Origin of the sequence: Variovorax sp. V93 (assembly GCF_041154485.1) — a bacterium.
Taxonomy (GTDB): domain Bacteria; phylum Pseudomonadota; class Gammaproteobacteria; order Burkholderiales; family Burkholderiaceae_C; genus Variovorax; species Variovorax beijingensis_A.
The window spans coordinates 3,178,025-3,199,809 of record NZ_AP028669.1 but is presented as its reverse complement, the minus strand read 5'-3'; the positions used below and the strand labels follow the sequence as shown (position 1 = coordinate 3,199,809).

The window sequence follows — 21,785 nt, the reverse complement described above, 5'->3', positions numbered from 1 at the left end:
CAGTAGTAAAAAAGTGTAGCAATTTCGGTGCCCAGGGGGAAGGCTGCGGCGAAAGATGCCGGCCGGCCTGCCGATGGCGCGGCTTCAGGCGCGCCGGAACACCAGGTCCCAGACCCCGTGGCCCAGCTTGATGCCGCGGTTCTCGAACTTGGTGAGCGGCCGGTACGCCGGCTTGGGCGCATAGCCTTCGGCCGTGTTGCGCAGCAGCGGCTCGGCGGACAGCACCTCGAGCATCTGCTCGGCGTAGGGCTGCCAGTCGGTGGCGCAATGGATGTAGCCGCCCGGCTGCAGGTGCTCGGCGAGCTTCTTCACGAACTCGGGCTGGATCAGGCGGCGCTTGTTGTGGCGCTTCTTGTGCCACGGGTCGGGGAAGAACACATGCACGCCGGCCAGGGAGCCGGGGCGCAGCATGTGGTCGAGCACGTCGACCGCATCGTGCGCGCAGATGCGGATGTTGGGGATCGACTGCTCGCCGATGCGCTTGAGCAGCGCGCCCACGCCGGGTTCGTGCACTTCGCAGCACAGGAAGTTGGTCTCGGGCAGCACGGTGGCGATGTGCGCGGTGGCCTCGCCCATGCCAAAGCCGATCTCGAGCACGGTGGGGCCGGCGCGGCCGCCGAAGGCCGCCGTCAGGTCGAGCGGCTCGGGCTTGTAGGGGATGAGGAACAGCGGTCCCAGTTCGGCGAAGGCGCGGGCCTGGCCTTCGGTGGTGCGGCCGGCGCGCTTCACGAAGCTCTTGAGGCGGCGGTGCAGCGGATGCGGTTTGTCGGCGGCGGCGTCGCTCGGCGGGGAATCGTGGGGCACGGTGTCGGAAGAGGTCATTGCGGCCGCGAATTGTAGAGATCGCGCCATTCGGGCACCCAGCCGGCCAATGCAGCCGCGCAGGATGCCGCCGTGGTGGCGCGCAGCCCGAGCACGCGCGCGGCCGCGTCGAGCGCGGCCAGGGCGGCTTCGGGCGTGGCGGTGTCGATGGCGGTGGCGCCGTTCTGCTTGGAGAGCTTGTCGCCGTCGGCGCCGCGCACCAGTGGCGTGTGCAGGTAGCTGGGGGTGGGCAGGCCGAGCGCGCGCTGCAGCAGGATCTGGCGCGCGGTGTTGTCGGCCAAGTCCTCGCCGCGCACCACGTCGGTCACGCCCTGTTCCGCGTCGTCGACCACCACCGCAAGCTGGTAGGCCCAGGGGCCGTCGGCGCGGCGCAGCACGAAGTCGCCGACCTCGCGGCTCACGTCCTGGCACTGGCGGCCGAGGCGGCGGTCGGTCCAGCAGAGTTCGCCGGAGGCCAGCGCTGGCTGGGCCGATTCGAACTTCTCGGTGGCAAAGCGCCAGGCACGTGCGGGCTTGCCGTGCAGCCCGTCGCGGCAGGTGCCGGGGTAGACCCGCTCGCCATGGCGCGTGTGCGGCCGGCCGAGCCGCGCCAGCGCCTCGTCGATGTCCTTGCGCGAACAGCCGCAGGGGTAGGCAAGGCCGAGGGCCTGCAGCCTTGCCAGCGCGGCTTCGTAACGCGCGGAGCGCTGCGTCTGCCATACCGGCGCTTCGTCCGGCAGCAGGCCGCAGTCGGCCAGCTGCCCAAGGATGTGCTCGCCCATGCCGGGCAGGCAGCGTTCGGTGTCGGCGTCCTCGATGCGGACCAGCCAGCGCGCCTGGGGGCCGCGCGCGCGCACGTCGAGCCAGCTTGCGAGCGCGGCCACCAGCGAACCGGCGTGCAGCGGGCCGGTGGGCGAGGGCGCGAAACGGCCGGTCTCCCGCATCCGAGGATCAGATCACTGCAAGCGCCAATGAAAGGCCCGAGAGGAACGCGTCTTCGACCCGGTGCCCGGTGCACCAGTCGCCGGCCACGCCGATGCGCGCCTTGGCGTCCCACAGGTGGCTCTTGCCCACTGGAACCTGGGTCTGGGCTTCGGTCCAGCAGCGTGCCCGGGCGTGCGTGGGCGCGGCATGGATGCCGGTGATCTCGGCGAAGGCGCGCAGCAGCTTGGCCTCGACGCGCGAGGCGTCGTCGCGCAGGTGCTCCTGCGACCAGGCGGCGCTGGCCTGCAGCGTCCAGCGCTCGACGCGTTCGCGGCCGGGCTTGGACGATTCGCGCGCGAGCCATGCCACACGGTGGTGGGTGCTGCGCGCCGCATTCCATTGCGGACCGAGGTGCGACATGTTGGCCTGGTTGGCCTGCGGGAAGGCGATCATCAGCGTCCAGCAGGGCGCAATGCGCACCGGCTCGATCTTCTGGCTGATGGCGGCCGAGAGCTTGCCGTCGCCCAGCAGCGCGCGCGTGCGCGAGGGCGGCACGGCCAGCAGCACGGCGTCGAAGCCCGAATACACGTGCTGCGAATCGTCTTCGCCGGCGGTGCGCAGCTGCCAGCGCCTGGGGTCGAGCGCATCGGGCTCGATCTGCGTGACCTGCGTGTCGAGCACGAGGCTGTCGCCCAGCGGCGCGGCCCAGTGGGCCACCAGCGCGTCCATGCCGGGCTGCGCCACCCAGTGCGATTCGCGCCCGGGCAATGCGGCCTCGGCCACGCGGCCGTGCGCATCGAGCACGCGCACGAGGTTGGCGCTCCAGGGACGGCAGAGGCTGGGTGTGGCTTCGAGCGCCAGCGCAAAGCGCGGATCGCGCACGGTGAAGTACTGCGCGCCACTGTCGAAGCGGCCGAAGGCGGTGTCGACGCTCGCCATGCGCCCGCCGGGCGCGGCCTCGCGTTCGAACACCGTGACTTTGTGGCCGGCCTGCACCAGCGTTCGCGCGCAGGCGACTCCGGCAATGCCGGCGCCGACGACGGCGTAATGGCGTGGAGCGGTGGGGGTTCGGTGGCGGTCGGCCGCCTTTGCAGTTGCGCGAGTGGTCATGAGGGACTCTTTTCTTGTGTACGGAGACGGATGGATGTGTCCGGACTCTACAACGGTCTGCAAAAGGGGCCGCCGCGCGGCTGCAAGGCGATGGCTTTCAACGCCCCCGGTGCCGCTCCAGCAGCGCCCGCCGCGTGGCCTCGTGCTCGAACTGCGCGAGCCACCATTCGAGTGCGCGGCCCGGACCGCCCGCGCTGCGCGCGCGCCAGGCGCAGTGCATGGTCGCGAGCGGCGGTTGGCGCTCGGTCTTGCGCTCGACCAGGTGGCCGGCCTCGATGTAGGGCCGCGCCATCGGCTCGGGCAGAAAGCCGCCGCCCAGGCCGTGCAGCTGCGCGTTCAGCTTGGCCTGCATGCTCGGCACCGTGAGCACGTCCTGCCCGCCGACCAGGTTGACCGTCATGCTCGGCCCGCTGCGCACCGAGTCGGCCGCCGCCACCGCGCGATGCTGGCGCAGCACCGCATCGGTCAAGGGCTCGGGCAGGCGCGCGAGCGGATGGTGCGGCGCCACGGCATAGACAAAACACAGCTCGCCGATCGGCCGGCTGCGGATGCCGGTGGCGGTGAAGGCCAGGCTCGCGGCGTCGAGCACCGCGCCGATGGCCAGGTCGGCCTCGCCGCTGGTCAATGCCTCGATGGTGCCCAGCAGGGTCTCGTCACGCAGCTTGAGCCGCGTCGGCGGATCGAGCGCGAAGAAGGCCGTGGCCAGGTCGAGCAGCGGATCGCGCGCGATCACGCTGTCGACCGCAATGGTGAGCATCGGCTCCCAGCCGGTGGCCACGCGCTTGACGCGGTTGGCCACCGCATCGATCTCGCCGAGCAGCCGCGCCGCCTCGCGCAGCAGCTCGGCGCCGGCCTCGGTGATGCGGGCCTGGCGCGCGCTGCGGTCGAACAGCAGCACGTCGAGCGCGTCCTCGATCTGGCGCACGCGGTAGCTGAGCGCGCTGGGCACCAGATTGAGCTCCCGCGCCGCGCCGGCAAAGCTGCCGGTGGCGGCCACCGTCTGCAGCATGGCGAGCGCGTCGGGGGTCAGTACGTCTCTGGCGCTGGGCATGTCGGCTCCCGTGGATTGATGGATTGATCGATCAAAAAATTTGAATGATGCCATCAAAACCCGGCGCTTTTGCAGCGGGGGTGCGGGCCTAAAGTTCTTCACATCCGCTGCGCATCCGGCGCGGCATACGAAGAAGGCCCGAACATCCCCCACGGGACAGGGCCGAAGGAGTTTGACGATGTTGCAAGTCCGTAAATCACAGGAACGCGGTTATGCCGACCATGGCTGGCTGCGCTCGTTCCACAGCTTTTCCTTTGCCGGCTACTACGACCCGGCCCACATGGGTTTCGGCAACCTGCGGGTGATCAACGAAGACCGCGTGGCCGCGGGCGCCGGCTTCGGCACCCATGGCCACAAGGACATGGAGATCATCAGCTACGTGCTTTCGGGTGAACTGGCGCACAAGGACAGCATGGGCAACGTGGAATCCATCCCGCCGGGCGACGTGCAGCGCATGAGCGCCGGGCGCGGCGTGATGCACAGCGAGTTCAACCACAAGGCCGACGAGACCACGCACTTCCTCCAGATCTGGATCGAGCCGAACGTGCGCGGCATTGCGCCCGGCTACGAGCAGAAGAAGTTCAGCGACGCCGAGAAGCGCGGCAAGCTGCGCCTGGTGGCCTCGCCCGACGGCGCCGACGGCTCGGTGACGGTGCATGCCGATGCGCGCCTCTTCGCCGGGCTGCTCGACGGCGACGAGAAGGCCAGCCTGGCGCTCGACCCCCAGCGCAAGAGCTACGTGCACCTGGTGCGCGGCGAGCTCGAAGTGAATGGCCAGAAGCTCGCTGGCGGCGACGCCGCGATGCTTGAAGGCGAATCGCAGCTCACGCTCGGCGCCGGCAAGGATGCCGAAGTGCTGGTGTTCGACCTGGCGGCATGATCCCTGGCCGGGCGCATGCCGCCCGGCCTTCTTTTCCTTTTTTCCTGTTCCTTTTCAATTTCAACAACCCGAGGAGTTTTCACACATGGCAACCACAACCACCACCCCCAATGCAGCCCAGGACACGCTGGCGCTGGCCGGCCGCATCCTGATCGCGTACCTGTTCATCCCGGCCGGCATCGGCAAGCTCATGGGCTTTGCGGGCACCGTGGGCTACATCAACTCGGTGGGCCTGCCGCTGCCGGAAGTGGGCGCCGCGATCGCCATCCTGGTCGAGCTCGTCCTCGGCATTGCGCTGCTGGTGGGCTTCAAGACCCGCTGGACCGCCATTGCGATGGCGATCTTCACCGTGGCCACCGCGCTGTTCTTCCACAAGTACTGGGCCGTGCCGGACGCGATGAAGATGATGCAGCAGATCAACTTCAACAAGAACATCGCCATCGCAGGCGGCCTGCTCGCCTTCGCCGCCTTCGGTCCCGGCCGCTTCAGCATCGACAAGCGCTGATTTCACAACCCGAACAAAGGAGTCCCTGAACATGGCAAACATCGTTGTCGTCTTCCATTCCGGCTACGGCCATACCCAGCGCGTGGCGCAAGCCGTGGCCGATGGCGCGGACGCGCAGCTGCTCGCCATCGACGCCGATGGCAACCTGCCCGAAGGCGGCTGGGAGACGCTGGCCGCGGCCGACGCGATCATCTTCGGCTCGCCGACCTACATGGGCGGCGTGAGCTGGCAGTTCAAGAAATTCGCCGATGCCTCGTCCAAGGTCTGGTTCACGCAGGGCTGGAAGGACAAGCTCTTCGCGGGCTTCACCAACAGCGCCACCATGAACGGCGACAAGGTCGCGACCATCGCCTACCTGTGGACGCTCGCGATGCAGCACAGCGGCCTCTGGGTCAGCATGGGCATCCTGCCGACCAACAACAAGGCGGCCACGCGCGATTCGATGAACTACGTGGGCGGCTACGGCGGCCTGCTGACGCAATCGCCTTCGGACGCGAGCCCGGCCGAGATGTTCAAGGGCGACTTCGACACCGCGCGCGCTTTCGGCGAACGGATCGCTGCAGTGGCAAGATCACGCGGATAAATCCCCAGCCCACCACGGAGCCCCCGATGACCGATACCACCGCCCAGACCCAATGGCTTCAACCGCACGACAAGGACCTCGGCGGTGGCTTCAAGGTGCGGCGCCTGCTGCCGGCGGCGCAGCGCCGCTCGGTGGGCCCGTTCGTGTTCTTCGACCACTTCGGCCCGGCCACCGAGCAGCCCGGCACGGAGCACGACGTACGGCCGCACCCGCACATCGGCCTGTCCACGGTCACCTATCTTTTCGAGGGCGCGATGATGCATCGCGACAGCCTCGGCAGCGTGCAGGAGATCCTGCCCGGCGCCATCAACTGGATGACCGCGGGGCGCGGCATCGTGCACTCCGAGCGCAAGCCCGAGCGCCTGAAGGCCGACACCTACGTGAACCACGGGCTGCAGCTCTGGGCTGCGTTGCCGCAGGCGCATGAAGAAGCCGAGCCGAGCTTCGAGCACACGCCGGCCAGTGCCATTCCCGAGGTGGTGGAGCAGGGCGTGACGGTGCGCGTGCTGGTGGGCGAGGCCTTTGGCGCGCGTTCGCCTGTGAAGACACTGTCGCAGACGATCTACCTCGACATCGCATTGCCCGCGGGCGGCCGCTTCGAGCTGCCCGCGCTGGCGCCCGAACTGGCCGTCTACGTCGTCGATGCCGATGCGCGCGTCAATGGCGAATCGATTCCAGTGCACACCATGGCTGTTCTGCCCGATGGCCAGGGCGCGGTGCTGACCTCCGACACCGCCGCGCGCCTGATGGTGATCGGCGGCGAGCCGCTCGACGGCCCGCGCTACATCAGCTGGAACTTCGTCTCGAGCCGGCGCGAGCGCATCCTCGAAGCCGGCGCCGACTGGGCTGCGCAGCGCATGGGCCATGTGCCTGGCGAGACCGAATTCATTCCGCTGCCGGGCAAGCCTTTCGGCGTGCGCGAGCCGGACGTAGGCACGACGCCGGTCTGATCTCCGGAGCGCGCGGCCGGCAATCCGCCGGCTATTTCTTCAGGCCGCGACCGAGGTCGATGTCTTCCGAGGCACGCGCGCTGGCATCGGCCGCACGCGCGCTCAGGTCGGGCGCCAGCGCGCGCCGGCCGTCGAACACGAAGCAGTCGCCGTGGTAGTGCGCACCGCCGACTTCTTCGAAATATTTCAGGATGCCGCCTTCGAGTTGCAACACGTTCTCGACGCCTTCCTCGCGCATCAGGATCGCGGCCTTTTCGCAGCGGATGCCGCCGGTGCAGAAGCTCACCACGGTCTTGCCCGCGAAATCGGCGCGGTGCGCCTTGAGCGCGGGCGGGAACTCGGTGAACTTGGCGATGCGCCAGTCGATCGCGCCGTCGAAGGTGCCTTCGTCGACCTCGAAGCCGTTGCGCGTGTCGAGCAGCGCAATCTCGCGGCCTTCGTCGTCGTGGCCCTGGTCGAGCCAGCGCTTGAGCGTGGGCGCGTCCACGCCGGGCGCCCGGCCCGCGGCCGGCTGGATGGCCGGGTGGTCCATGCGGATGATCTCGCGCTTGAGTTTCACCAGCATGCGGCGGAAGGGCTGCGCGGCGGACCAGCTTTCCTTGGTTTCGAGGTCGGCGAAGCGTGCATCGGCGCGCAGGCCGGCCACGAAGCTGCGGATGGCATCAGGCAGCCCCGCCAGGAACAGGTTGATGCCCTCGGGCGCCAGCAGGATGGTGCCCATGAGGCCCAGGGCCTGGGCGCGCCCGCGCAGCTCCTCGCGCAGCACGGGGCTGTCGTCGATGGCCACGAATTTGTAGGCCGCGATATTCAAAATCTCTTGCACGGGGCGTAATTGTAGGGATCGCCACCCCACATCGTGGAGTGCGGCTTTCTACAATGGAAGGATGTTTGTTCACCTGCGCCTGCACACCGAGTTTTCCGTCGTCGACGGCACCAACCGCATCGACGAAGTCGTCAAGGCCGCCGCTGCCGACAAGCAGCCCGCACTGGCCATCACCGACCTGAACAACCTGTTCGGGGCGGTCAAGTTCTACAAGCAGGGGCGCGGCAAGGGCGTCAAGCCCGTCATCGGCGCTGAAATCTTCATCGAGGGGCTGGGCAAGGAGCCCGGGGTGCTCACCCGCATCGTGCTGCTGGTGCAGAACATGGAAGGCTACCTGCACCTGTCCGAGCTGCTGGCGCGCGCCTGGACGCAGAACGTGGGCCGCGGCCAGTCGCAGGCGGCCTGCAAGCTCGAATGGCTCCAGGAGCTGCAGGGCGGGCTGATCGCGCTGTCGGGCGCGCAGGCCGGCCCGCTGGGTGCGCCGCTGCTGCAGGAGCAGGAAGAACGCGCCGCCGAGCTGGCGCTGCAGCTGGCGGGGATGTTCCCGCACCGTTTCTACATCGAACTGCAGCGCGCGGGCCGCCCCGAGGACGAGCCGCACGTGATCGCCGCCGTGAAGCTCGCGGCCCGGCTGCGCCTGCCGGTGGTCGCGACGCATCCGGTGCAGTTTGCCGAACGCCAGGACTATGAGGCGCACGAGGCGCGCGTCTGCATCTCGGAGGGCGAAATCCTGGGCAACCCCCGCCGCGTGCGCAAGTTCACCGAGGAGCAGTACTTCAAGTCGAGCGCCGAAATGGAGGCGCTCTTTGCCGACGTGCCGAGCGCGCTGGCCAACACGGTCGAGATCGCCAAGCGCTGCAACCTCACGCTGGTGCTCGGCAAGCCGCAGCTGCCCGACTTTCCGACGCCCTTCATCAGCGAAGGCGTGCGCATGCCGATCGACGAGTTCTTCCGCCAGGAGTCGTTCGTGGGCCTGGAAGAACGCCTGGCGCACCTCTACCCCGACGTCGCCAAGCGCGATGCCGAGCGGCCGCGCTATGTGGAGCGCCTGGAGTTCGAGATCAACACGATCCTGAACATGGGCTTCCCGGGCTACTTCCTGATCGTGGGCGACTTCATCAAGTGGGCCAAGAACAACGGCTGCCCGGTGGGCCCGGGCCGGGGCTCGGGCGCGGGCTCGCTGGTGGCCTACGCGCTGAAGATCACCGACCTCGATCCGCTCGAATACAAGCTGCTGTTCGAACGCTTCTTGAACCCCGAGCGCGTCTCGATGCCCGACTTCGACATCGACTTCTGCCAGGGCAACCGCGACCGCGTGATCGACTACGTCAAGGACAAGTACGGCCGCGATGCCGTGAGCCAGATCGCCACCTTCGGAACCATGGCCGCGCGCGCCGCCATCCGCGACGTGGGCCGTGTGCTCGACATGAGCTACATGTTCTGCGACGGCATCAGCAAGCTCATTCCCAACAAGCCCGGCCAGCCCGTCACCATTCAATATCCGCCCAACCCCAAGGTGGAAGGCGACAAGAACAACTACGCCATCGAGATGGAGCCGCAGCTCGCGGCGCGCATCGAGAAGGAAGAAGAAGTGCGCATGCTGGTCGAGCTCGCGCAGAAGCTCGAAGGCATGACCCGCAACATCGGCATGCACGCGGGCGGCGTGCTGATTGCGCCCGGCAAGCTCACCGACTTCTGCCCGCTCTACCAGCAGCCCGGCAGCGACTCGGCCGTGAGCCAGTACGACAAGGACGACGTGGAGGCCATCGGCCTCGTGAAGTTCGACTTCCTGGGCCTGGCCACGCTCACCATCCTCGAGATTGCGAAAGAGTTCATCGTCAAGCGCCACAAGGGCCAGGAGAACTTCGCGTACGAGAACATCAAGCTCGACGACCGCGAGACCTACAAGCTGTTCTCCGAAGGCAAGACGGAAGCGGTGTTCCAGTTTGAAAGCCGCGGCATGCAGGGCATGCTGAAGGATGCGCGGCCGACGCGCCTGGAGGACCTGATCGCGCTCAACGCGCTGTACCGTCCGGGCCCGATGGACCTGATCCCGAGCTTCGTGGCGCGCAAGCATGGCCGCGAAGAGGTGGAGTATCCGCACCCGGCCGTGGCCGAGATGCTCTCCGAGACCTACGGGATCATGGTCTACCAGGAGCAGGTGATGCAGACCGCGCAGATCCTGGGCGGCTACTCGCTCGGCGGCGCCGACCTGCTGCGCCGCGCCATGGGCAAGAAAAAGCTCGAGGAAATGGCCGAGCACCGCGAGAAATTCCGCGCGGGCGCACTCAAGACGCACGGCATTCCCCAGGACAAGGCCGACGAGATCTTCGACTTGATGGAGAAGTTCGCGGGCTACGGCTTCAACAAGTCGCACGCCGCCGCCTACTCGCTGCTGGCGTACCACACGGGCTGGCTCAAGGTCCACTACACGGCCGAGTTCTTCTGCGCCAACATGACCGTGGAAATGGACGACACCGACAAGCTCAAGGTGCTGTTCGAGGACGCGCAGAAGAATTTCGGCATCACCTTCGAGCCGCCGGACGTGAACCGCGGCAACTACCGTTTCGAACCGGTCACCGACAAGGTGATCCGCTACGGCCTGGGCGCCGTCAAGGGCACGGGCCAGCTCGCGGTCGAGGCCGTGGTGCGCGCACGGGAGGAGGGCGGCCCGTTCAAGAGCCTGTTCGACTTCTGCGTGCGCATCGACCGCCAGCGCATCAACAAGCGCACGGTCGAAGCGCTCATCAAGGCTGGTGCCTTCGATTCGATCCAGCAGAACCGCGCCTCGCTCATTGCCTCGGTCGACCGCGCCTTCGAGTTCGCGGCCGCCACCGAGGCCAATGCCGCGCAGGTCGACATCTTCGGCGACAGCGAGCACGGCTCGGCCACGCAGGAGCCCGAGCTGGTCGACGCCACGCCCTGGGGCGTGAAGGAGCGGCTCACCTTCGAGAAGACGGCCGTCGGCTTCTATCTTTCGGGCCACCTGTTCGACGAGGTGGCGCACGAGGTGCGGCGCTTCTGCAAGCGCGAGATCGGCGACCTGATGGACACGCGCGAACAGCAGGTGATCGCGGGCATCGTGAGCGATTTCCGCGTGATCAACGGCCAGCGCGGCCGGCTGGCGATCTTCAAGCTCGACGACAAGTCCGACGCCATCGACGCCACCGCCGACGAGGCGCTGATCAATGCGAACCGCAACACCCTGAAGGACGACGAGCTGGTGATCGTGAGCGGCCGGCTCCAGCCGGGCCGCGGCGGCTTCGAGGCCCGCTTCCAGGTGCAGCAGGTGTGGGACCTGGCCACCGCGCGCTGCCGCTTCGGAAAATTCCTGCGGGTGGCGGTCAATGGCAAGGCGCCCGACATCGCGCGCCTCGTGAAGGACTTTCCGCCGCGCACCGAGCAGAGCGAGCACGGCGACCTCGTGCAGGGGCTGCCGGTGCGCCTGTCGATGGCGCGCGGCGGCGCGCAGGTCGAGCTGCAGCTCGGCGAGCGCGCCAGGTTCTTCCCGACCGACGCCGCGCTGGCGAGTTGGACCGCGCAGGCGGAGGCCGGCAAGGCCTCGGTCGTCTACGAATGAGAAGGATGAGCGGCAAGGCGGCCGGGCGCGTGTAGCGCCTGGCGGGCCCTGCTATCGCTTGGGCCGCAGCGAAACGATCAGCGACGGGAAGATGCGCCCGTCGGTGTCGCGCGGCAGCTTGTCGGTCTTGTGCAGGCCGCGCTCGGCGGCTTCGTCCCAGCTGGGCAGTCCGCTCGACTTGGTCAGCTTGACGCCGACGATGGTGCCGTCCGGTGCCAGGTTCACTTCGAACTCGGCCGCCGGATTGCCGTTGACCGTCTCGGCATCGGGGAAGGTGATGTTCGGGCGCACGGCGGCCGCGATGCGTCCCGCGTAGCCGCTCGACGGTCCTGACGAGCGCATGGCCGTGCCCTTGGAATCGTCGCTGCCGCTCGCGCCCGCAAGGCCCTGCATGCGCTTGAGCGTTGCGGCGCGGTCGGCCGCGGCCTGCTTGGCTGCGGCTTCCTGCTGCTTCTTCGCTTCAGCCTGCTTGGCCTCGGCTTCCTGCTGCTGCTTCTTCTGCTGTTCGGCGAGCTTTTGCTGCTGCGCCTTCTTGCGTTCGGCTTCGTCTTCGGCGCGCTGCTTGGCCTCGAGCTCTTTCTTGCGCTGCTGTTGCTGGCGCTCGAGCTCGCGCTCCTTCTGTTCCTTTTCTTCCTTGAGCTTTTTCTCGCGCTCGAGCGCGATGTCCGGCGCACGCGGCGCCGGTGCGGGCTCGGGGGCCTTCACCTGAGGCGGCGGCGGTGGCGGCGGAGCAGGCGGCGGCGGCGCGGGAGCCGGCGTGGGTGCCTGCGGCGCCGACAGCCGCGGCGCGGCCTGCTGCACCGTGGACGACCACAGCTCCGCATCGACGGCGCCTTCGTCGGCATCGCTGCGCCAGCGCACGCCCCACGTCAGCGCGGCAATCAGCAGCGCATGCGCAACCAGCGCGAGCAGCACCGCGCGCGGCGTGCCGCGCTGCGGCGGTGGTGCGAACTCGGGGCGATCCAGTGCGAGCGACATGCCTTATTTGCCGCCCGTGGTGGTGACGGACAGGCCCACGCGCTCGATGCCGCTGCGCTTGAGCTGGTTCATCGCCTTCACGACGGTTTCGTACTTGACGGACTTGTCGGCGCTGATGACCACGGGGCGCTGGTCGTCGCCGCCCTGGGCGGTCTTGGCCGCGGAGCCGATCTGGGTCATGGGAACGGACGTGCCGCCGCTGCCGGTGGACGGGTCCTTCTTGATCTGCGCTTCGTCGTCGCTCTTGATGACGATCTCGATCGGCTTGTCGGGCTGCTTGTTGGCGCGGTCGACCGAAGGCAGGTTGATCACGCTCGGCGTGATGAGCGGCGCTGTGACCATGAAGATGATCAGGAGCACCAGCATCACGTCGATGAACGGGACCATGTTGATCTCGTTGATCGTGCGGCGGCCTCGGCCCCGGGATGAAACGGCGGGCATGCGCTGGACCTCCGCTCAGCGGTTGGCCGGAGCCGCCGAAGTTGCCGACGCCACCGCGGCCGGATTGGCCGAGAGGTTGCGCTGCAGGATGTTGGAGAACTCCTCGATATAGGTCTCGAGGGCAATCGCGATCTTGTCGATCTCGCGCGCGAAGCGGTTGTAGCCCACCACCGCCGGAATGGCGGCGAACAGGCCGATGGCGGTGGCCACCAGCGCTTCGGCAATGCCGGGCGCCACGGTGGCCAGCGTCACCTGCGCGAGCGCGGCCAGGCCGGTGAAGGCATGCATGATCCCCCAGACCGTGCCGAACAGGCCGACGTACGGCGACACCGAGCCCACGGTGGCCAGGAACGACAGGTTCTGCTCGGCCGCGTCGAGCTCGCGCTGGAAGCTCGCACGCATCGCGCGGCGGGCGCCGTCCAGCAGCGTGGGGGCGTCGCTCACGTGGCGTTCGCGCAGCTTCTGGTATTCGCGCATGCCCGAGGCGAAGATGCGCTCCATGGGCCCCGCGAACTTGGCGTTCTGCGCGGCCGAGGCGAACAGCTCGTTCAGGCTGGTGCCCGACCAGAACTCGCGCTCGAAGTCGTCGTTGAGCGCGCGCATGCGGCGCAGCGCGAAGTACTTGCGGATGATCGCGGCCCAGCTGGCGATCGAGACGATCACGAGCAGCAGCACGACCAGTTGCACCACGAAGCTCGCATGGAGCAGGAGATTGATGATGGAGAGGTCTTGGTTCATGGCTTGAAAGGTTGAGTCATGGAGCCGCCGCAGCGCTCGAGGGTTCCCGCAACTTGGGCTGGTATCCGCGCAGGACGCAGTGTGGAGGCATCCACCCAGCCGATGCGGATCGTGCCTTCGCACAGCAGAACGGGCGCCGCGGCCCCCATTCGTTCCTGCTCTGTTTTTGATAGCACGCGTTGACCGATTATCAACGACGCCGTGCCCAGTTGTCGGAGATCGGCTGTAACCAGCAGTTCGTCGTCGAGCCGCGAGGGGCGATGGTATTTGAGCTGCGTTTCGCTCACCACGAACTGGCCGCCGGTTTCCTCGCGCAGCTTTCGCTGCTCCACGCCCAGCGAACGCAGCCACTCGGTGCGGCCGCGTTCCATGAACTTGAGGTAGTTGGCGTAGAACACGATGCCGCCGGCGTCGGTGTCTTCCCAGTAGACGCGGATCGGAAACGCGTAGCTCATCGGGCGGGGTTCGCGATCAAGGCGCGCAGGCGCTCGACCGATTCCTGCAGGTGCGCCATCGAGCTGGCGGTGGAGAAGCGCACGAACCTGGCCGTCTCGGCGGTGCCGAAATCGCGGCCCGGCGTCACGGCGACGTGGGCGCGCTTCATGGTTTCGAAGGCGAAGTCCCAGCTGCCCGAGATGCCCAGTTTCTGGGCGACGGCGGTGCAATCGGCCCAGGCGTAGAAGGCGCCATCGGGCACCACCGGCACGTTCAGGCCCAGCGCATTCAACTGCGGAATGAACCAGTCGCGGCGCGCCTTGAACTCGGCACGGCGGCGCTCGTATTCGGCAATGCTCTCGGCCTCGAAGCAGGCCAGCGCCGCGTACTGCGACACCGTGCTCGCGCAGATGAAGAGGTTTTGCGCCAGCCGCTCGACCACCGGCACCAGCGCCTCGGGCACCACCAGCCAGCCCAGGCGCCAGCCGGTCATGTTGAAGTACTTGCTGAAGCTGTTGATGCTGATCACGTTGTCGTCGATGGCGAGTGCCGTCTGGCCAAACGCGTCGTCGTACGAAAGCCCAAGATAGATCTCGTCGATCAGCGTGATGCCGCCGCGCCGCGACACCACCTCGTGGATGCGGCGCAGTTCATCGGGCGCGATCGAGGTGCCGGTGGGGTTGGAGGGCGAGGCCAGCAGCACGCCGCGCGTCTTGTCGGTCCATGCGGCCTCGACCTTGGCGGCCGTGAGCTGGAAGCGCTCTTCGGCGGTGGTGGGTATCAGCACGGCCTTGCCATCCGCGGCGCTCACGAAGTGGCGGTTGCAGGGATAGCTGGGGTCGGGCAGCAGGATCTCGTCGCCGGACTCGATCAGCGCCAGGCAGGCCAGCTGCAATGCGGCCGAGGCCCCCGCGGTCACCACGATGCGGCGCGCCGGCACGTCGACGCCGAAGCGCTGCGCATACCAGCCGCTGATGCGTTCGCGCAGCAACTCGAGGCCGGTGGCCTGGGTGTACTGCGTGGCGCCGGCGCGCACGGCGCGGGCGGCGGCTTCCTGCACCAGCGGCGGGGCCGTGAAGTCGGGCTCGCCGATGTTCAGGAAGATCATCGGCCGGTCGGTGTGGGCCACCTCGCGTGCGAGCACGCCGGCGGCCTTGGCCACCTCCATCACGTAGAAGGGTTCGATGCGCTGTGCGCGCGCCGAGATCCTCATGCCTTCGCTTTCCCCGAAGCCCGGTCGGCTTCCACTTCGAGCGGGCGCAGCTGCGGCGCCAGGCCGTTCAGCACGGCGTTCACGTACTTGTGGCCGTCGGTGCCGCCGAATTCCTTGGCAAGCTCGATGCACTCGTTGAGCACCACGCGCCATGGCACGTCCAGGCAGTGCTGGAACTCGTACACGCCGATCCACATCACGGCATGCTCGATGGGCGAGATCTCCTCGAACTTGCGGTCCAGCAGCGGGCGGATCAGTGCGTCGAGCTGCTCGGCGCCCTCGATCGAACCGTGCAGCAGCGCGTCGTAGTGCGCGGCGTCGGCCTTGTGGAAGCCCGCGAGGTCGCGCGTGAAGTGGTCGATCTCGGTCGGGTCGTTGCGGCCCACCAGGTGCTGGTAGAGCGCTTGCAGCGCGAACTCGCGCGCGCGGCTGCGGTTCGACTTGGCCGAGGCCTTGCGCGCGCCGGTGCTGGTGAGGCCGGTGCGCACTTGCCGCGCCGGGCGCGGCTTGGCGCCGGCTGCCTTGTTGTTGTCTTCGGTCATGTGAGGGAGGCCAGCAGCCGCGCCATCTCGACAGCCACCTGGGCCGCATCGCGGCCCTTGTCGGTCTGCCTGGCGACGGCTTGCTCGAGGTTTTCGGTCGTGAGGATCGCGTTGGCGATGGGAAGGCGATGGTCGAGCGCCACGCGGCTCACGCTCGCGCCCGATTCGTTGGCCACCAATTCGAAGTGGTAGGTCTCGCCGCGGATGATGCAGCCCAGCGCCACCAGCGCGTGGTAGCCGCCGCGCACGGCCATGGCCTGCAGGGCCACCGGCACTTCGAGCGCGCCCGGAACCTGCACGTGATGGATGTCGTCAGCGGCCACGCCCAGCCTCTCGAGCTCGGCCAGGCAGGCGGCGGCGAGCGCGTCGGTGATGTCGGCGTTGAAGCGCGCCTGCACGATGCCGATGCGCAGGCCTTTTCCGTCGAGCGGCGTGTTGTTGTCAGCGCCCTTGTTTGCACCTTGCATGGTGGTCAGTCTTTCGTGAGGTAGCCGGCAATTTCGAGGCCGTAGCCTGCGGCCATGCTCGGCATGCGGCGGGGCGTGCCGAGCAGGTTCATCTTGTGCACGCCGCATTCGCGCAGGATCTGCGCGCCGATGCCGTAGCTGCGCAGGTCCATGCGGCCGCGCTCGGGCGCTTGCGCGGGCCGTGCGGTGCCGTCGAATTGCGCGAGCAGTTCGCCGGCCGTTTCGCCGCAATTGAGCAGCACGGCCACGCCCTTGCCTTCGTTCGCGATGTGCGCGAGGCTGGCGTCCAGGCTCCACGAGTGCAGCGAGCGGTTGATCTCGAGCGCGTCGAGCACCGACAGCGGCTCGTGCACGCGCACCGACACCGTGTCTTCCGGCGCCCACTTGCCGCGCACCAGCGCCAGGTGCACGCCACGGCTCGGCTTGTCGGTGAAGGCATGGGCGGTGAAAGTGCCCCAAGCAGTCTGGATCTCGCGGCAGCCGACTTTTTCGACCAGCGATTCGGTGCGGCTGCGGTGCTCGATGAGCGCGGCAATGGTGCCGATCTTCAGGCCATGCTCGGCCGCGAAGATCTGCAGGTCGGGCAGGCGCGCCATGGTGCCGTCTTCGTTCATTACCTCGCAGATCACCGAGGCGGGCGAGCAGCCGGCCATTGCGGCCAGGTCGCAGCCGGCTTCGGTATGGCCGGCGCGCATCAGCACGCCGCCGTCCACCGCCTGCAGCGGAAAGATGTGGCCGGGCTGCACCAGGTCGCTGGCCACGGCGTTGCGCGCCACGGCCGCCTGCACGGTGCGCGCGCGGTCGGCGGCCGAGATGCCGGTGGTCACGCCTTCGGCCGCCTCGATGGAGACGGTGAAGGCGGTCGAATGCTTGGCGCCGTTGCGCGACACCATGGGCGGCAGCTGCAGCCGCTCGCACATCTCGCGCGAGAGCGTGAGGCAGATCAGCCCGCGCGCATGGCGCGCCATGAAATTGATGGCCTCGGGCGTGATGTGATCGGCCGCAATGACGATGTCGCCTTCGTTCTCGCGGTCTTCCTCGTCGACCAGGATCACCATGCAGCCGGCGGCGAGCTCGGCCACGATCTCCTCGACGGAAGAAATCGGCGCGGGCGCCCGCGTGCCGCGGGGAGCGCCGATGGGCGTGACGGAAGCGTTCATTCGGCGGTGTCCTTGGAGTATGTGGAAGAGGGCGGCACCAGAACGCCGGCCTGGAGCATGCGCTCCACGTAGCGCGCCACGGTATCGATTTCTAGATTGACCTTCGAGCCGGCCTGGAGGCTGCCCAGCGAAGTGTTCTCGACGGTGTGCGGGATCAGGTTGATGCTGATCTCGGCGCCGTCTTCGATGTCGCTCACGCTGTTGACGGTCAGGCTCACGCCATTGACCGTGATCGAGCCCTTGTAGGCCAGGAAGCGCGCCAGCGCGGGCGGCGCCACCACGCGCAGCTCCCAGCTTTCGCCGACCGGCGCGAAGTGGCTGACCGTGCCGATGCCGTCCACGTGGCCGGAAACGATGTGGCCGCCCAGCCGGTCGCTGGCGCGCAGCGCCTTCTCGAGGTTGATGCGGGCGCCTTCCTCGGTCAGCCCCGCGGTCTTGTCGAGCGATTCGGCCGAGATGTCGATGGTGAACTGCTGCCGCGCGGGGTCGAGCGTGGTCACGGTCATGCACGCGCCATTGAGCGCAATGCTGTCGCCGAGCCCGACGTCGTCGAGATAGCCGTCGGGCACCGCAATGCCGAGTCTTTTGCCGTAGGAGGAGGAGGGGCCGAGGTCGTGGATGGCGGCGATGCGCCCCACGCCGGTGATGATTCCGGTGAACATCCGCGCATTTTCGCAGACATCCTGGGTCCGCCCGGCGGGCGCCTGCATTCGCCCGCTAGAAAGCGTCCCTTCCCGCGACCCGGGCCACGATCCGCAGGTCCGGCCCGATCCGCTCGATGGTCCTGAATTCCAGCGGCAGGGCGCCGGCCAGGTCGGCCAGCGGCCCGCCGGTGTGGATGCCGGAGGCCATGTCCAGGCCGTCGCCGATGAGCTTGGGCGCCAGGTACACCAGCAGCTCGTCGACCAGGCCCTCGCGCAGCAGCGAGCCGTTGAGCTTGTGGCCGGACTCGACGTGGAGTTCGTTGACCTCGCGCTTGGCCAGATCCCGCAGCATCGCGGTCAGATCGACCTTGCCCTGCGCATTGGGCAGGCAGGTGATGGTGGCGCCGCGCGCTTGCAGCGCGGCAGCCTTGGCGCTGTCCTGTACCGCGGCGTAGATCCAGACGGGGCGGCCGGCCATGAAGATCTGCGCGCCGGGCGGCGTCTGCAATTGGCTGTCGACCACCACCACGTGCGGCTGGCGGCTGGTTTGCACCAGCCGCACGTCGAGCCGGGGATCGTCCTCCAGCACCGTGCCTACGCCGGTCAGCACCGCGCTGGCCCGGGCCCGCCACGCGTGGCCGTCGGCGCGCGCCGGTTCCGAGGTGATCCATTGGCTCACGCCGTTGCGCAGGCCGGTCTTGCCGTCCAGCGAGGCCGCGGTCTTGAGCCGCACCCAGGGCGTCTTGCGGACCATGCGGCTGAAAAAGCCGATGTTGAGTTCGCGTGCTTCCTCCGCGCCCGGCCCCACCTCGACCGCAATACCCGCGGCGCGCAGCCGCTCGAAGCCCTGGCCGGCCACCAGCGGGTTGGGGTCGGCGATCGATGCCACGACCCGGCCGATGCCGGCCGCGGCCAGCGCCTCGCAGCAGGGCCCGGTGCGGCCGTGGTGCGCGCAGGGCTCGAGCGTGACGAAGGCGGTGGCACCGGCAACCGAAAGGCCCCGCGCCGCGGCATCGCGCAGCGCCATCACCTCGGCATGCGGGCCGCCGACCTGCTGGGTGTGCCCTTGGCCGATCACGGTGCCGTTGGCGTCCACGAGTACGCAACCGACGCGGGGATTGGGGTCGGTCTCCGGCCCGGCCTGGCGCGCGAGGTCCAAGGCTTGGGCCATGAAATTCAGAATTTCATTTGCATTTGTCATTTTTATTAAACCAAATCTATTTGGAAATCAATTTAAAAACAATTGAAGCCGGTGATCCATTGATCCATTTATTTCGACCGCTCGTCGTTCAACAGCTGGTCAATAGGGATTCGCCAAATAGAATTTTGAAAAATTGCAGTCAGGGAGAAAAACGTCCGCCGCTCCCGCCACTTCGGCGAGGCGGCGGACGGTGCGGCATGAAAAACAGATTCTGCGCGTCTGCGAGGACGCATTTCCGCCGACCCGGAACGCCACGCGGCTTCACGCTGGTCGAAATGATGGTCGTCATCGTACTGATGGCCATCCTGCTGGCACTGGCGCTGCCCAGCTTCAACAGCCTGGTCGAAAAGTACCGCGTCGAGGGCATGGCTTCGGCCCTGATGGCGAGCGTGAGCCACGCGCGCGCAGAGGCGGCTCGGCGCGGGCAGGCCGTGACCATCCGGCAGCGCGCGGAGTGCAGCGGCGCAGACTGGAGCTGCGGCTGGGAAACAGTGGTCGGCAGCGGCGACGGGTTCGAAATCCTCCAGCGGCAAGACCCCGACACGCGCGTTGCGGTCGAGAAAAGCGCCATCGGGCCCATGGCCTTCGATCCCATGGGCCATTTTTCGAGCGTCGCCCGCATCAGCTTCCACCCGGCGGGGAGCGCCAGTTCATCCAACGATGTTGCCGTATGCCTGTCGCTGGGCTGGCGTACCCGAGTGGTGAAGGGTGGCAGCGTGTGCTGAGCGCCCTGATTCGCGAGCCACGCAAGCTGCGCAGGGGTCAGGCGGGCTTCTCGATGATCGAGGCCCTGGTGGCCATCCTCGTGCTCTCGTTCGGCCTGCTCGCGCTGGCCGGCCTCCAGTTGCGTGTGCTCTCCGACAGCGTGGGCGCGAGCAACCAGAACATCGCTGCGCAGTTGGCCGGCGACATGGTCGATCGCATCCGTGCGAATCCCGTGAGCGGCGCCGCGTCCGCCAGCCCCTATGTGGCCGGCTGGACGGCGGCGAACGCCACCGCGCCCACCCCCGCGTGCGCAGGGGCCAAGGCCAGTTGCACCGCCGCTCAGCTGGCGGCCCACGATCTGTGGACCTGGAAGCAGCGGGTGGCGAGTGCATTGCCGGGCGGCGTGGCCGACGTGCAGAGCAGCAAGGCCGCCGGCGGCCTGCTGTTCGTGCACATCGCCTGGGAAGAGCCTGCTGCAGTCAACCCGATCGCACCGGATTCGGCCTGGAGCTGCCCGACCGGCAAGGCCTGCCTGGAAGCCATCGTCGCGGTGCCACAGCCATGAACAACAAAGCCTTCTCTCACCGCCTGCGCCAGGCCGGCTTCACGCTGGTCGAGATCCTCGTCGCGCTGATCATCGGCATGCTGGTGGTGCTGGCTGCGATGGCCAGCATGCTCGGCACGCGCAGCACCGCCATGATGGGTGATGACGTCAATGCGCTGCACCAGTCGTCGGCGCTGGCATTCAGGCTGCTCGGGCAGCAGATCCGGCAGGCCGGCTACTTTCCGATCGATGCCACCGGGCCGCTGTACTACTTCGACGTCAATGCGGACACCAAGCTCGGGAGCGAGCCGGCCTTCTTCGCGATCAAGGGGCAGGAGGCGGCCGCCGGTTCGGTGAACGACACGCTGAAGGTCGGCTATGCGCCGAACCCGGATTTCTTCCACGACTGCCTCGGCCAGGTGGCCAAGAGTTCGGCGGGCGCAGCGTACACCCCCGGCAATCCCGCGGATCCCGCGAACGTGCGCCTGATCACCAGCGAGTTCTACGTGGTCAACGGCACCTTGCGGTGCATGGGCAGTGGCAATACCACGCCAAAGCCGATCATCGACGGCGTCGAACGCTTCGACGTCATGTACGGCATCGGCGATGCCGGAGCCGAGCGGGTGGTGCGCTACGTGACGGCCGCGAACGTCGCGAGCTTCGATCAGGTTCGAACGGTGCGCGTGTGCCTGCAGCTTGCGGGTACTTCCAGGAGCAACCCGGGCGGCAGCTACGTCGATTGCGATGGCTCGTCGCGGACCAGCAGCGACGGCAGGCTGCGCCGCGTCTACACGGCGGTGTTCGCACTGCGGAACCTATGAAACACATTCAGGTCCCCGGCAGATGCGCGGCGCAGCAGCGCGGGTTCTCGCTGTTCATCGTGCTCATCATGCTGCTGCTCTCGGCGCTGCTCGCGGTGGGCGGTGCGCGGACGGCCCAACTGCTCGAATCGATGGCGGGCAACCAGCGCGACTACCAGCGCGCCTTCGAAGCCGCCGAAGCCGCGCTGCTGGATGCCGAGCGCGACATCCGGCAACTGGCCTTCGATGCTGCGACGCAGACCTACGTGGCGTGTTCTGCGCTCGTGGACTCGCCTTGCCGCAAGGCCGCGGACAGCCGCGTCTTTCCCGATCGGGATACCGGCTGGGTCACCGCCTACGTGGGAAAGGGCGCCAACAGCTGCGAGCGTGGCATCTGCTACTTCGCCGGGACGGACTCCGTGGGCGCTGCTTCGGGCAGCGAGGCCTACCGGTTCTGGACCCGTGCCGCGTACGTGGACCAGTACGCCGCCTATGGTCGATTCACGGGCGCGCCGACGGCTGGCAATCCGGCCCTGGCCAGCGCCAGGTACTGGATCGAGGTGATCGACCGTCCCCGGAGTGACGAGCCGCTGTACCGGATCACTGCGCTCTCCACCGGCGCGCGCACGGCCGGCACGGGCGGCGGCACGCGGGTCCTGTTGCAGATGTCCTTCGACCCGGCCGCGGTCAGGAAAGTGAATTGAGCATGG

24 protein-coding genes are annotated in these 21,785 nt (G+C 68.0%); 9 read left to right on the top strand and 15 right to left on the bottom strand.

The features are described from left to right. Window positions 1-84: 84 nt before the first annotated feature. From trmB to ACAM54_RS15225, 4 genes are all read right to left on the bottom strand, one after another. Window positions 85-822, bottom strand: coding sequence for a tRNA (guanosine(46)-N7)-methyltransferase TrmB (gene trmB / locus ACAM54_RS15240; protein ID WP_369648104.1), 738 nt, complete (start codon window positions 820-822; stop codon window positions 85-87). Beyond that, the gene (gene gluQRS / locus ACAM54_RS15235; protein WP_369648103.1) at window positions 819-1,745 is read right to left on the bottom strand and encodes a tRNA glutamyl-Q(34) synthetase GluQRS; all 927 of its coding nucleotides are present in this window, start codon (window positions 1,743-1,745) and stop codon (window positions 819-821) included. The genes trmB and gluQRS overlap by 4 nt, the downstream gene beginning before the upstream one ends. Window positions 1,746-1,752: 7 nt before the next feature. Continuing rightward, window positions 1,753-2,835 carry an NAD(P)/FAD-dependent oxidoreductase gene (locus ACAM54_RS15230; RefSeq protein ID WP_369648102.1) on the bottom strand — a complete coding sequence of 361 codons (1,083 nt, stop codon included), beginning with the start codon at window positions 2,833-2,835 and terminating at the stop codon, window positions 1,753-1,755. Window positions 2,836-2,932: 97 nt separating this feature from the next. Continuing rightward, entirely contained in the window at window positions 2,933-3,886 is a 954-nt protein-coding gene (locus ACAM54_RS15225; protein WP_369648101.1) for a LysR family transcriptional regulator, read from the bottom strand. A gap of 178 nt (window positions 3,887-4,064) precedes the next feature. On the opposite strand from ACAM54_RS15225, the gene ACAM54_RS15220 reads away from it, so the two are divergent. The 4 genes from ACAM54_RS15220 (at window position 4,065) to ACAM54_RS15205 (ending at window position 6,804) form a co-directional block, all read left to right on the top strand. After that, a complete protein-coding gene (locus tag ACAM54_RS15220; protein WP_369648100.1) occupies window positions 4,065-4,766 on the top strand; it encodes a pirin family protein in 702 nt (233 codons plus the stop codon). A gap of 85 nt (window positions 4,767-4,851) precedes the next feature. Continuing rightward, window positions 4,852-5,271, top strand: coding sequence for a DoxX family protein (locus ACAM54_RS15215; RefSeq protein ID WP_369648099.1), 420 nt, complete (start codon window positions 4,852-4,854; stop codon window positions 5,269-5,271). Window positions 5,272-5,302: 31 nt separating this feature from the next. Beyond that, complete coding sequence (locus tag ACAM54_RS15210) at window positions 5,303-5,854, top strand: flavodoxin family protein (RefSeq protein ID WP_124958090.1); 552 nt, start codon at window positions 5,303-5,305, stop codon at window positions 5,852-5,854. Window positions 5,855-5,880: 26 nt separating this feature from the next. Then, window positions 5,881-6,804, top strand: coding sequence for a pirin family protein (locus tag ACAM54_RS15205; RefSeq protein WP_369648098.1), 924 nt, complete (start codon window positions 5,881-5,883; stop codon window positions 6,802-6,804). A gap of 31 nt (window positions 6,805-6,835) precedes the next feature. On the opposite strand, the gene ACAM54_RS15200 is transcribed toward ACAM54_RS15205, so the two are convergent. Next, window positions 6,836-7,627 carry a sulfurtransferase gene (locus ACAM54_RS15200; protein WP_369648097.1) on the bottom strand — a complete coding sequence of 264 codons (792 nt, stop codon included), beginning with the start codon at window positions 7,625-7,627 and terminating at the stop codon, window positions 6,836-6,838. Between the two features lie 61 nt (window positions 7,628-7,688). Here ACAM54_RS15200 and dnaE point away from each other — a divergent pair, with 61 nt between their 5' ends. After that, window positions 7,689-11,207 carry a DNA polymerase III subunit alpha gene (gene dnaE, locus ACAM54_RS15195; RefSeq protein ID WP_369648096.1) on the top strand — a complete coding sequence of 1,173 codons (3,519 nt, stop codon included), beginning with the start codon at window positions 7,689-7,691 and terminating at the stop codon, window positions 11,205-11,207. 51 nt (window positions 11,208-11,258) lie between these two features. Here the strand turns inward: dnaE and tolA are convergent, their stop codons facing one another. Genes tolA through ribD form a run of 10 tightly spaced genes read right to left on the bottom strand, consistent with a single transcriptional unit; the run spans window position 11,259 to window position 19,026 of the window. Beyond that, window positions 11,259-12,185, bottom strand: a complete 927-nt coding sequence (gene tolA, locus ACAM54_RS15190) for a cell envelope integrity protein TolA (protein WP_018904627.1) — start codon at window positions 12,183-12,185, stop codon at window positions 11,259-11,261. Between the two features lie 3 nt (window positions 12,186-12,188). Next, window positions 12,189-12,626: a biopolymer transporter ExbD gene (locus ACAM54_RS15185; RefSeq protein ID WP_012748215.1), complete on the bottom strand. Its 438-nt coding sequence runs from the start codon at window positions 12,624-12,626 to the stop codon at window positions 12,189-12,191. Between the two features lie 15 nt (window positions 12,627-12,641). Next, window positions 12,642-13,364: a protein TolQ gene (tolQ, locus tag ACAM54_RS15180; protein ID WP_012748214.1), complete on the bottom strand. Its 723-nt coding sequence runs from the start codon at window positions 13,362-13,364 to the stop codon at window positions 12,642-12,644. Next, entirely contained in the window at window positions 13,361-13,819 is a 459-nt protein-coding gene (locus tag ACAM54_RS15175; RefSeq protein ID WP_145744974.1) for a YbgC/FadM family acyl-CoA thioesterase, read from the bottom strand. The genes tolQ and ACAM54_RS15175 overlap by 4 nt, the downstream gene beginning before the upstream one ends. Beyond that, window positions 13,816-15,012: a pyridoxal phosphate-dependent aminotransferase gene (locus ACAM54_RS15170; protein WP_369648095.1), complete on the bottom strand. Its 1,197-nt coding sequence runs from the start codon at window positions 15,010-15,012 to the stop codon at window positions 13,816-13,818. Before ACAM54_RS15170 ends, ACAM54_RS15175 begins: the two co-directional genes overlap by 4 nt. Then, window positions 15,009-15,554 (bottom strand): transcription antitermination factor NusB, encoded by a 546-nt coding sequence (gene nusB / locus ACAM54_RS15165; protein WP_145744978.1) that lies wholly within the window; start codon window positions 15,552-15,554, stop codon window positions 15,009-15,011. The genes ACAM54_RS15170 and nusB overlap by 4 nt, the downstream gene beginning before the upstream one ends. After that, a complete protein-coding gene (ribH, locus tag ACAM54_RS15160; protein WP_369648094.1) occupies window positions 15,551-16,021 on the bottom strand; it encodes a 6,7-dimethyl-8-ribityllumazine synthase in 471 nt (156 codons plus the stop codon). Before ribH ends, nusB begins: the two co-directional genes overlap by 4 nt. Before the next feature lie 5 nt (window positions 16,022-16,026). Continuing rightward, the gene (gene ribBA / locus ACAM54_RS15155) at window positions 16,027-17,181 is read right to left on the bottom strand and encodes a bifunctional 3,4-dihydroxy-2-butanone-4-phosphate synthase/GTP cyclohydrolase II (protein ID WP_369648093.1); all 1,155 of its coding nucleotides are present in this window, start codon (window positions 17,179-17,181) and stop codon (window positions 16,027-16,029) included. After that, window positions 17,178-17,843 carry a riboflavin synthase gene (locus ACAM54_RS15150; protein ID WP_369648092.1) on the bottom strand — a complete coding sequence of 222 codons (666 nt, stop codon included), beginning with the start codon at window positions 17,841-17,843 and terminating at the stop codon, window positions 17,178-17,180. The genes ribBA and ACAM54_RS15150 overlap by 4 nt, the downstream gene beginning before the upstream one ends. Window positions 17,844-17,898: 55 nt before the next feature. Beyond that, window positions 17,899-19,026, bottom strand: a complete 1,128-nt coding sequence (gene ribD, locus ACAM54_RS15145) for a bifunctional diaminohydroxyphosphoribosylaminopyrimidine deaminase/5-amino-6-(5-phosphoribosylamino)uracil reductase RibD (protein WP_369648091.1) — start codon at window positions 19,024-19,026, stop codon at window positions 17,899-17,901. Between the two features lie 275 nt (window positions 19,027-19,301). Here ribD and ACAM54_RS15140 point away from each other — a divergent pair, with 275 nt between their 5' ends. The 4 genes from ACAM54_RS15140 to ACAM54_RS15125 are packed head-to-tail and all read left to right on the top strand — an operon-like array spanning window position 19,302 to window position 21,779. Continuing rightward, window positions 19,302-19,751: a GspH/FimT family pseudopilin gene (locus tag ACAM54_RS15140; protein ID WP_369648090.1), complete on the top strand. Its 450-nt coding sequence runs from the start codon at window positions 19,302-19,304 to the stop codon at window positions 19,749-19,751. 53 nt (window positions 19,752-19,804) lie between these two features. Then, window positions 19,805-20,296, top strand: coding sequence for a type IV pilus modification protein PilV (gene pilV / locus ACAM54_RS15135; protein ID WP_369651878.1), 492 nt, complete (start codon window positions 19,805-19,807; stop codon window positions 20,294-20,296). Continuing rightward, complete coding sequence (locus tag ACAM54_RS15130) at window positions 20,293-21,096, top strand: PilW family protein (RefSeq protein WP_369648088.1); 804 nt, start codon at window positions 20,293-20,295, stop codon at window positions 21,094-21,096. Before pilV ends, ACAM54_RS15130 begins: the two co-directional genes overlap by 4 nt. Continuing rightward, window positions 21,093-21,779 (top strand): PilX N-terminal domain-containing pilus assembly protein, encoded by a 687-nt coding sequence (locus ACAM54_RS15125; RefSeq protein WP_192323246.1) that lies wholly within the window; start codon window positions 21,093-21,095, stop codon window positions 21,777-21,779. The genes ACAM54_RS15130 and ACAM54_RS15125 overlap by 4 nt, the downstream gene beginning before the upstream one ends. Window positions 21,780-21,785 lie beyond the last annotated feature (6 nt).

Bases quoted from the DNA above. Each gene is read 5' to 3' on its own strand.
- trmB (WP_369648104.1), bottom strand. From the start codon at position 822: ATGACCTCTTCCGACACCGTGCCCCACGATTCCCCGCCGAGCGACGCC.
- gluQRS (WP_369648103.1), bottom strand. From the start codon at position 1,745: ATGCGGGAGACCGGCCGTTTCGCGCCCTCGCCCACCGGCCCGCTGCAC.
- ACAM54_RS15230 (WP_369648102.1), bottom strand. From the start codon at position 2,835: ATGACCACTCGCGCAACTGCAAAGGCGGCCGACCGCCACCGAACCCCC.
- ACAM54_RS15225 (WP_369648101.1), bottom strand. From the start codon at position 3,886: ATGCCCAGCGCCAGAGACGTACTGACCCCCGACGCGCTCGCCATGCTG.
- ACAM54_RS15220 (WP_369648100.1), top strand. From the start codon at position 4,065: ATGTTGCAAGTCCGTAAATCACAGGAACGCGGTTATGCCGACCATGGC.
- ACAM54_RS15215 (WP_369648099.1), top strand. From the start codon at position 4,852: ATGGCAACCACAACCACCACCCCCAATGCAGCCCAGGACACGCTGGCG.
- ACAM54_RS15210 (WP_124958090.1), top strand. From the start codon at position 5,303: ATGGCAAACATCGTTGTCGTCTTCCATTCCGGCTACGGCCATACCCAG.
- ACAM54_RS15205 (WP_369648098.1), top strand. From the start codon at position 5,881: ATGACCGATACCACCGCCCAGACCCAATGGCTTCAACCGCACGACAAG.
- dnaE (WP_369648096.1), top strand. From the start codon at position 7,689: ATGTTTGTTCACCTGCGCCTGCACACCGAGTTTTCCGTCGTCGACGGC.
- tolA (WP_018904627.1), bottom strand. From the start codon at position 12,185: ATGTCGCTCGCACTGGATCGCCCCGAGTTCGCACCACCGCCGCAGCGC.
- ACAM54_RS15185 (WP_012748215.1), bottom strand. From the start codon at position 12,626: ATGCCCGCCGTTTCATCCCGGGGCCGAGGCCGCCGCACGATCAACGAG.
- tolQ (WP_012748214.1), bottom strand. From the start codon at position 13,364: ATGAACCAAGACCTCTCCATCATCAATCTCCTGCTCCATGCGAGCTTC.
- ACAM54_RS15175 (WP_145744974.1), bottom strand. From the start codon at position 13,819: ATGAGCTACGCGTTTCCGATCCGCGTCTACTGGGAAGACACCGACGCC.
- ACAM54_RS15170 (WP_369648095.1), bottom strand. From the start codon at position 15,012: ATGAGGATCTCGGCGCGCGCACAGCGCATCGAACCCTTCTACGTGATG.
- nusB (WP_145744978.1), bottom strand. From the start codon at position 15,554: ATGACCGAAGACAACAACAAGGCAGCCGGCGCCAAGCCGCGCCCGGCG.
- ribH (WP_369648094.1), bottom strand. From the start codon at position 16,021: ATGCAAGGTGCAAACAAGGGCGCTGACAACAACACGCCGCTCGACGGA.
- ribBA (WP_369648093.1), bottom strand. From the start codon at position 17,181: ATGAACGCTTCCGTCACGCCCATCGGCGCTCCCCGCGGCACGCGGGCG.
- ACAM54_RS15150 (WP_369648092.1), bottom strand. From the start codon at position 17,843: ATGTTCACCGGAATCATCACCGGCGTGGGGCGCATCGCCGCCATCCAC.
- ribD (WP_369648091.1), bottom strand. From the start codon at position 19,026: ATGACAAATGCAAATGAAATTCTGAATTTCATGGCCCAAGCCTTGGAC.
- ACAM54_RS15140 (WP_369648090.1), top strand. From the start codon at position 19,302: ATGATGGTCGTCATCGTACTGATGGCCATCCTGCTGGCACTGGCGCTG.
- pilV (WP_369651878.1), top strand. From the start codon at position 19,805: ATGATCGAGGCCCTGGTGGCCATCCTCGTGCTCTCGTTCGGCCTGCTC.
- ACAM54_RS15130 (WP_369648088.1), top strand. From the start codon at position 20,293: ATGAACAACAAAGCCTTCTCTCACCGCCTGCGCCAGGCCGGCTTCACG.
- ACAM54_RS15125 (WP_192323246.1), top strand. From the start codon at position 21,093: ATGAAACACATTCAGGTCCCCGGCAGATGCGCGGCGCAGCAGCGCGGG.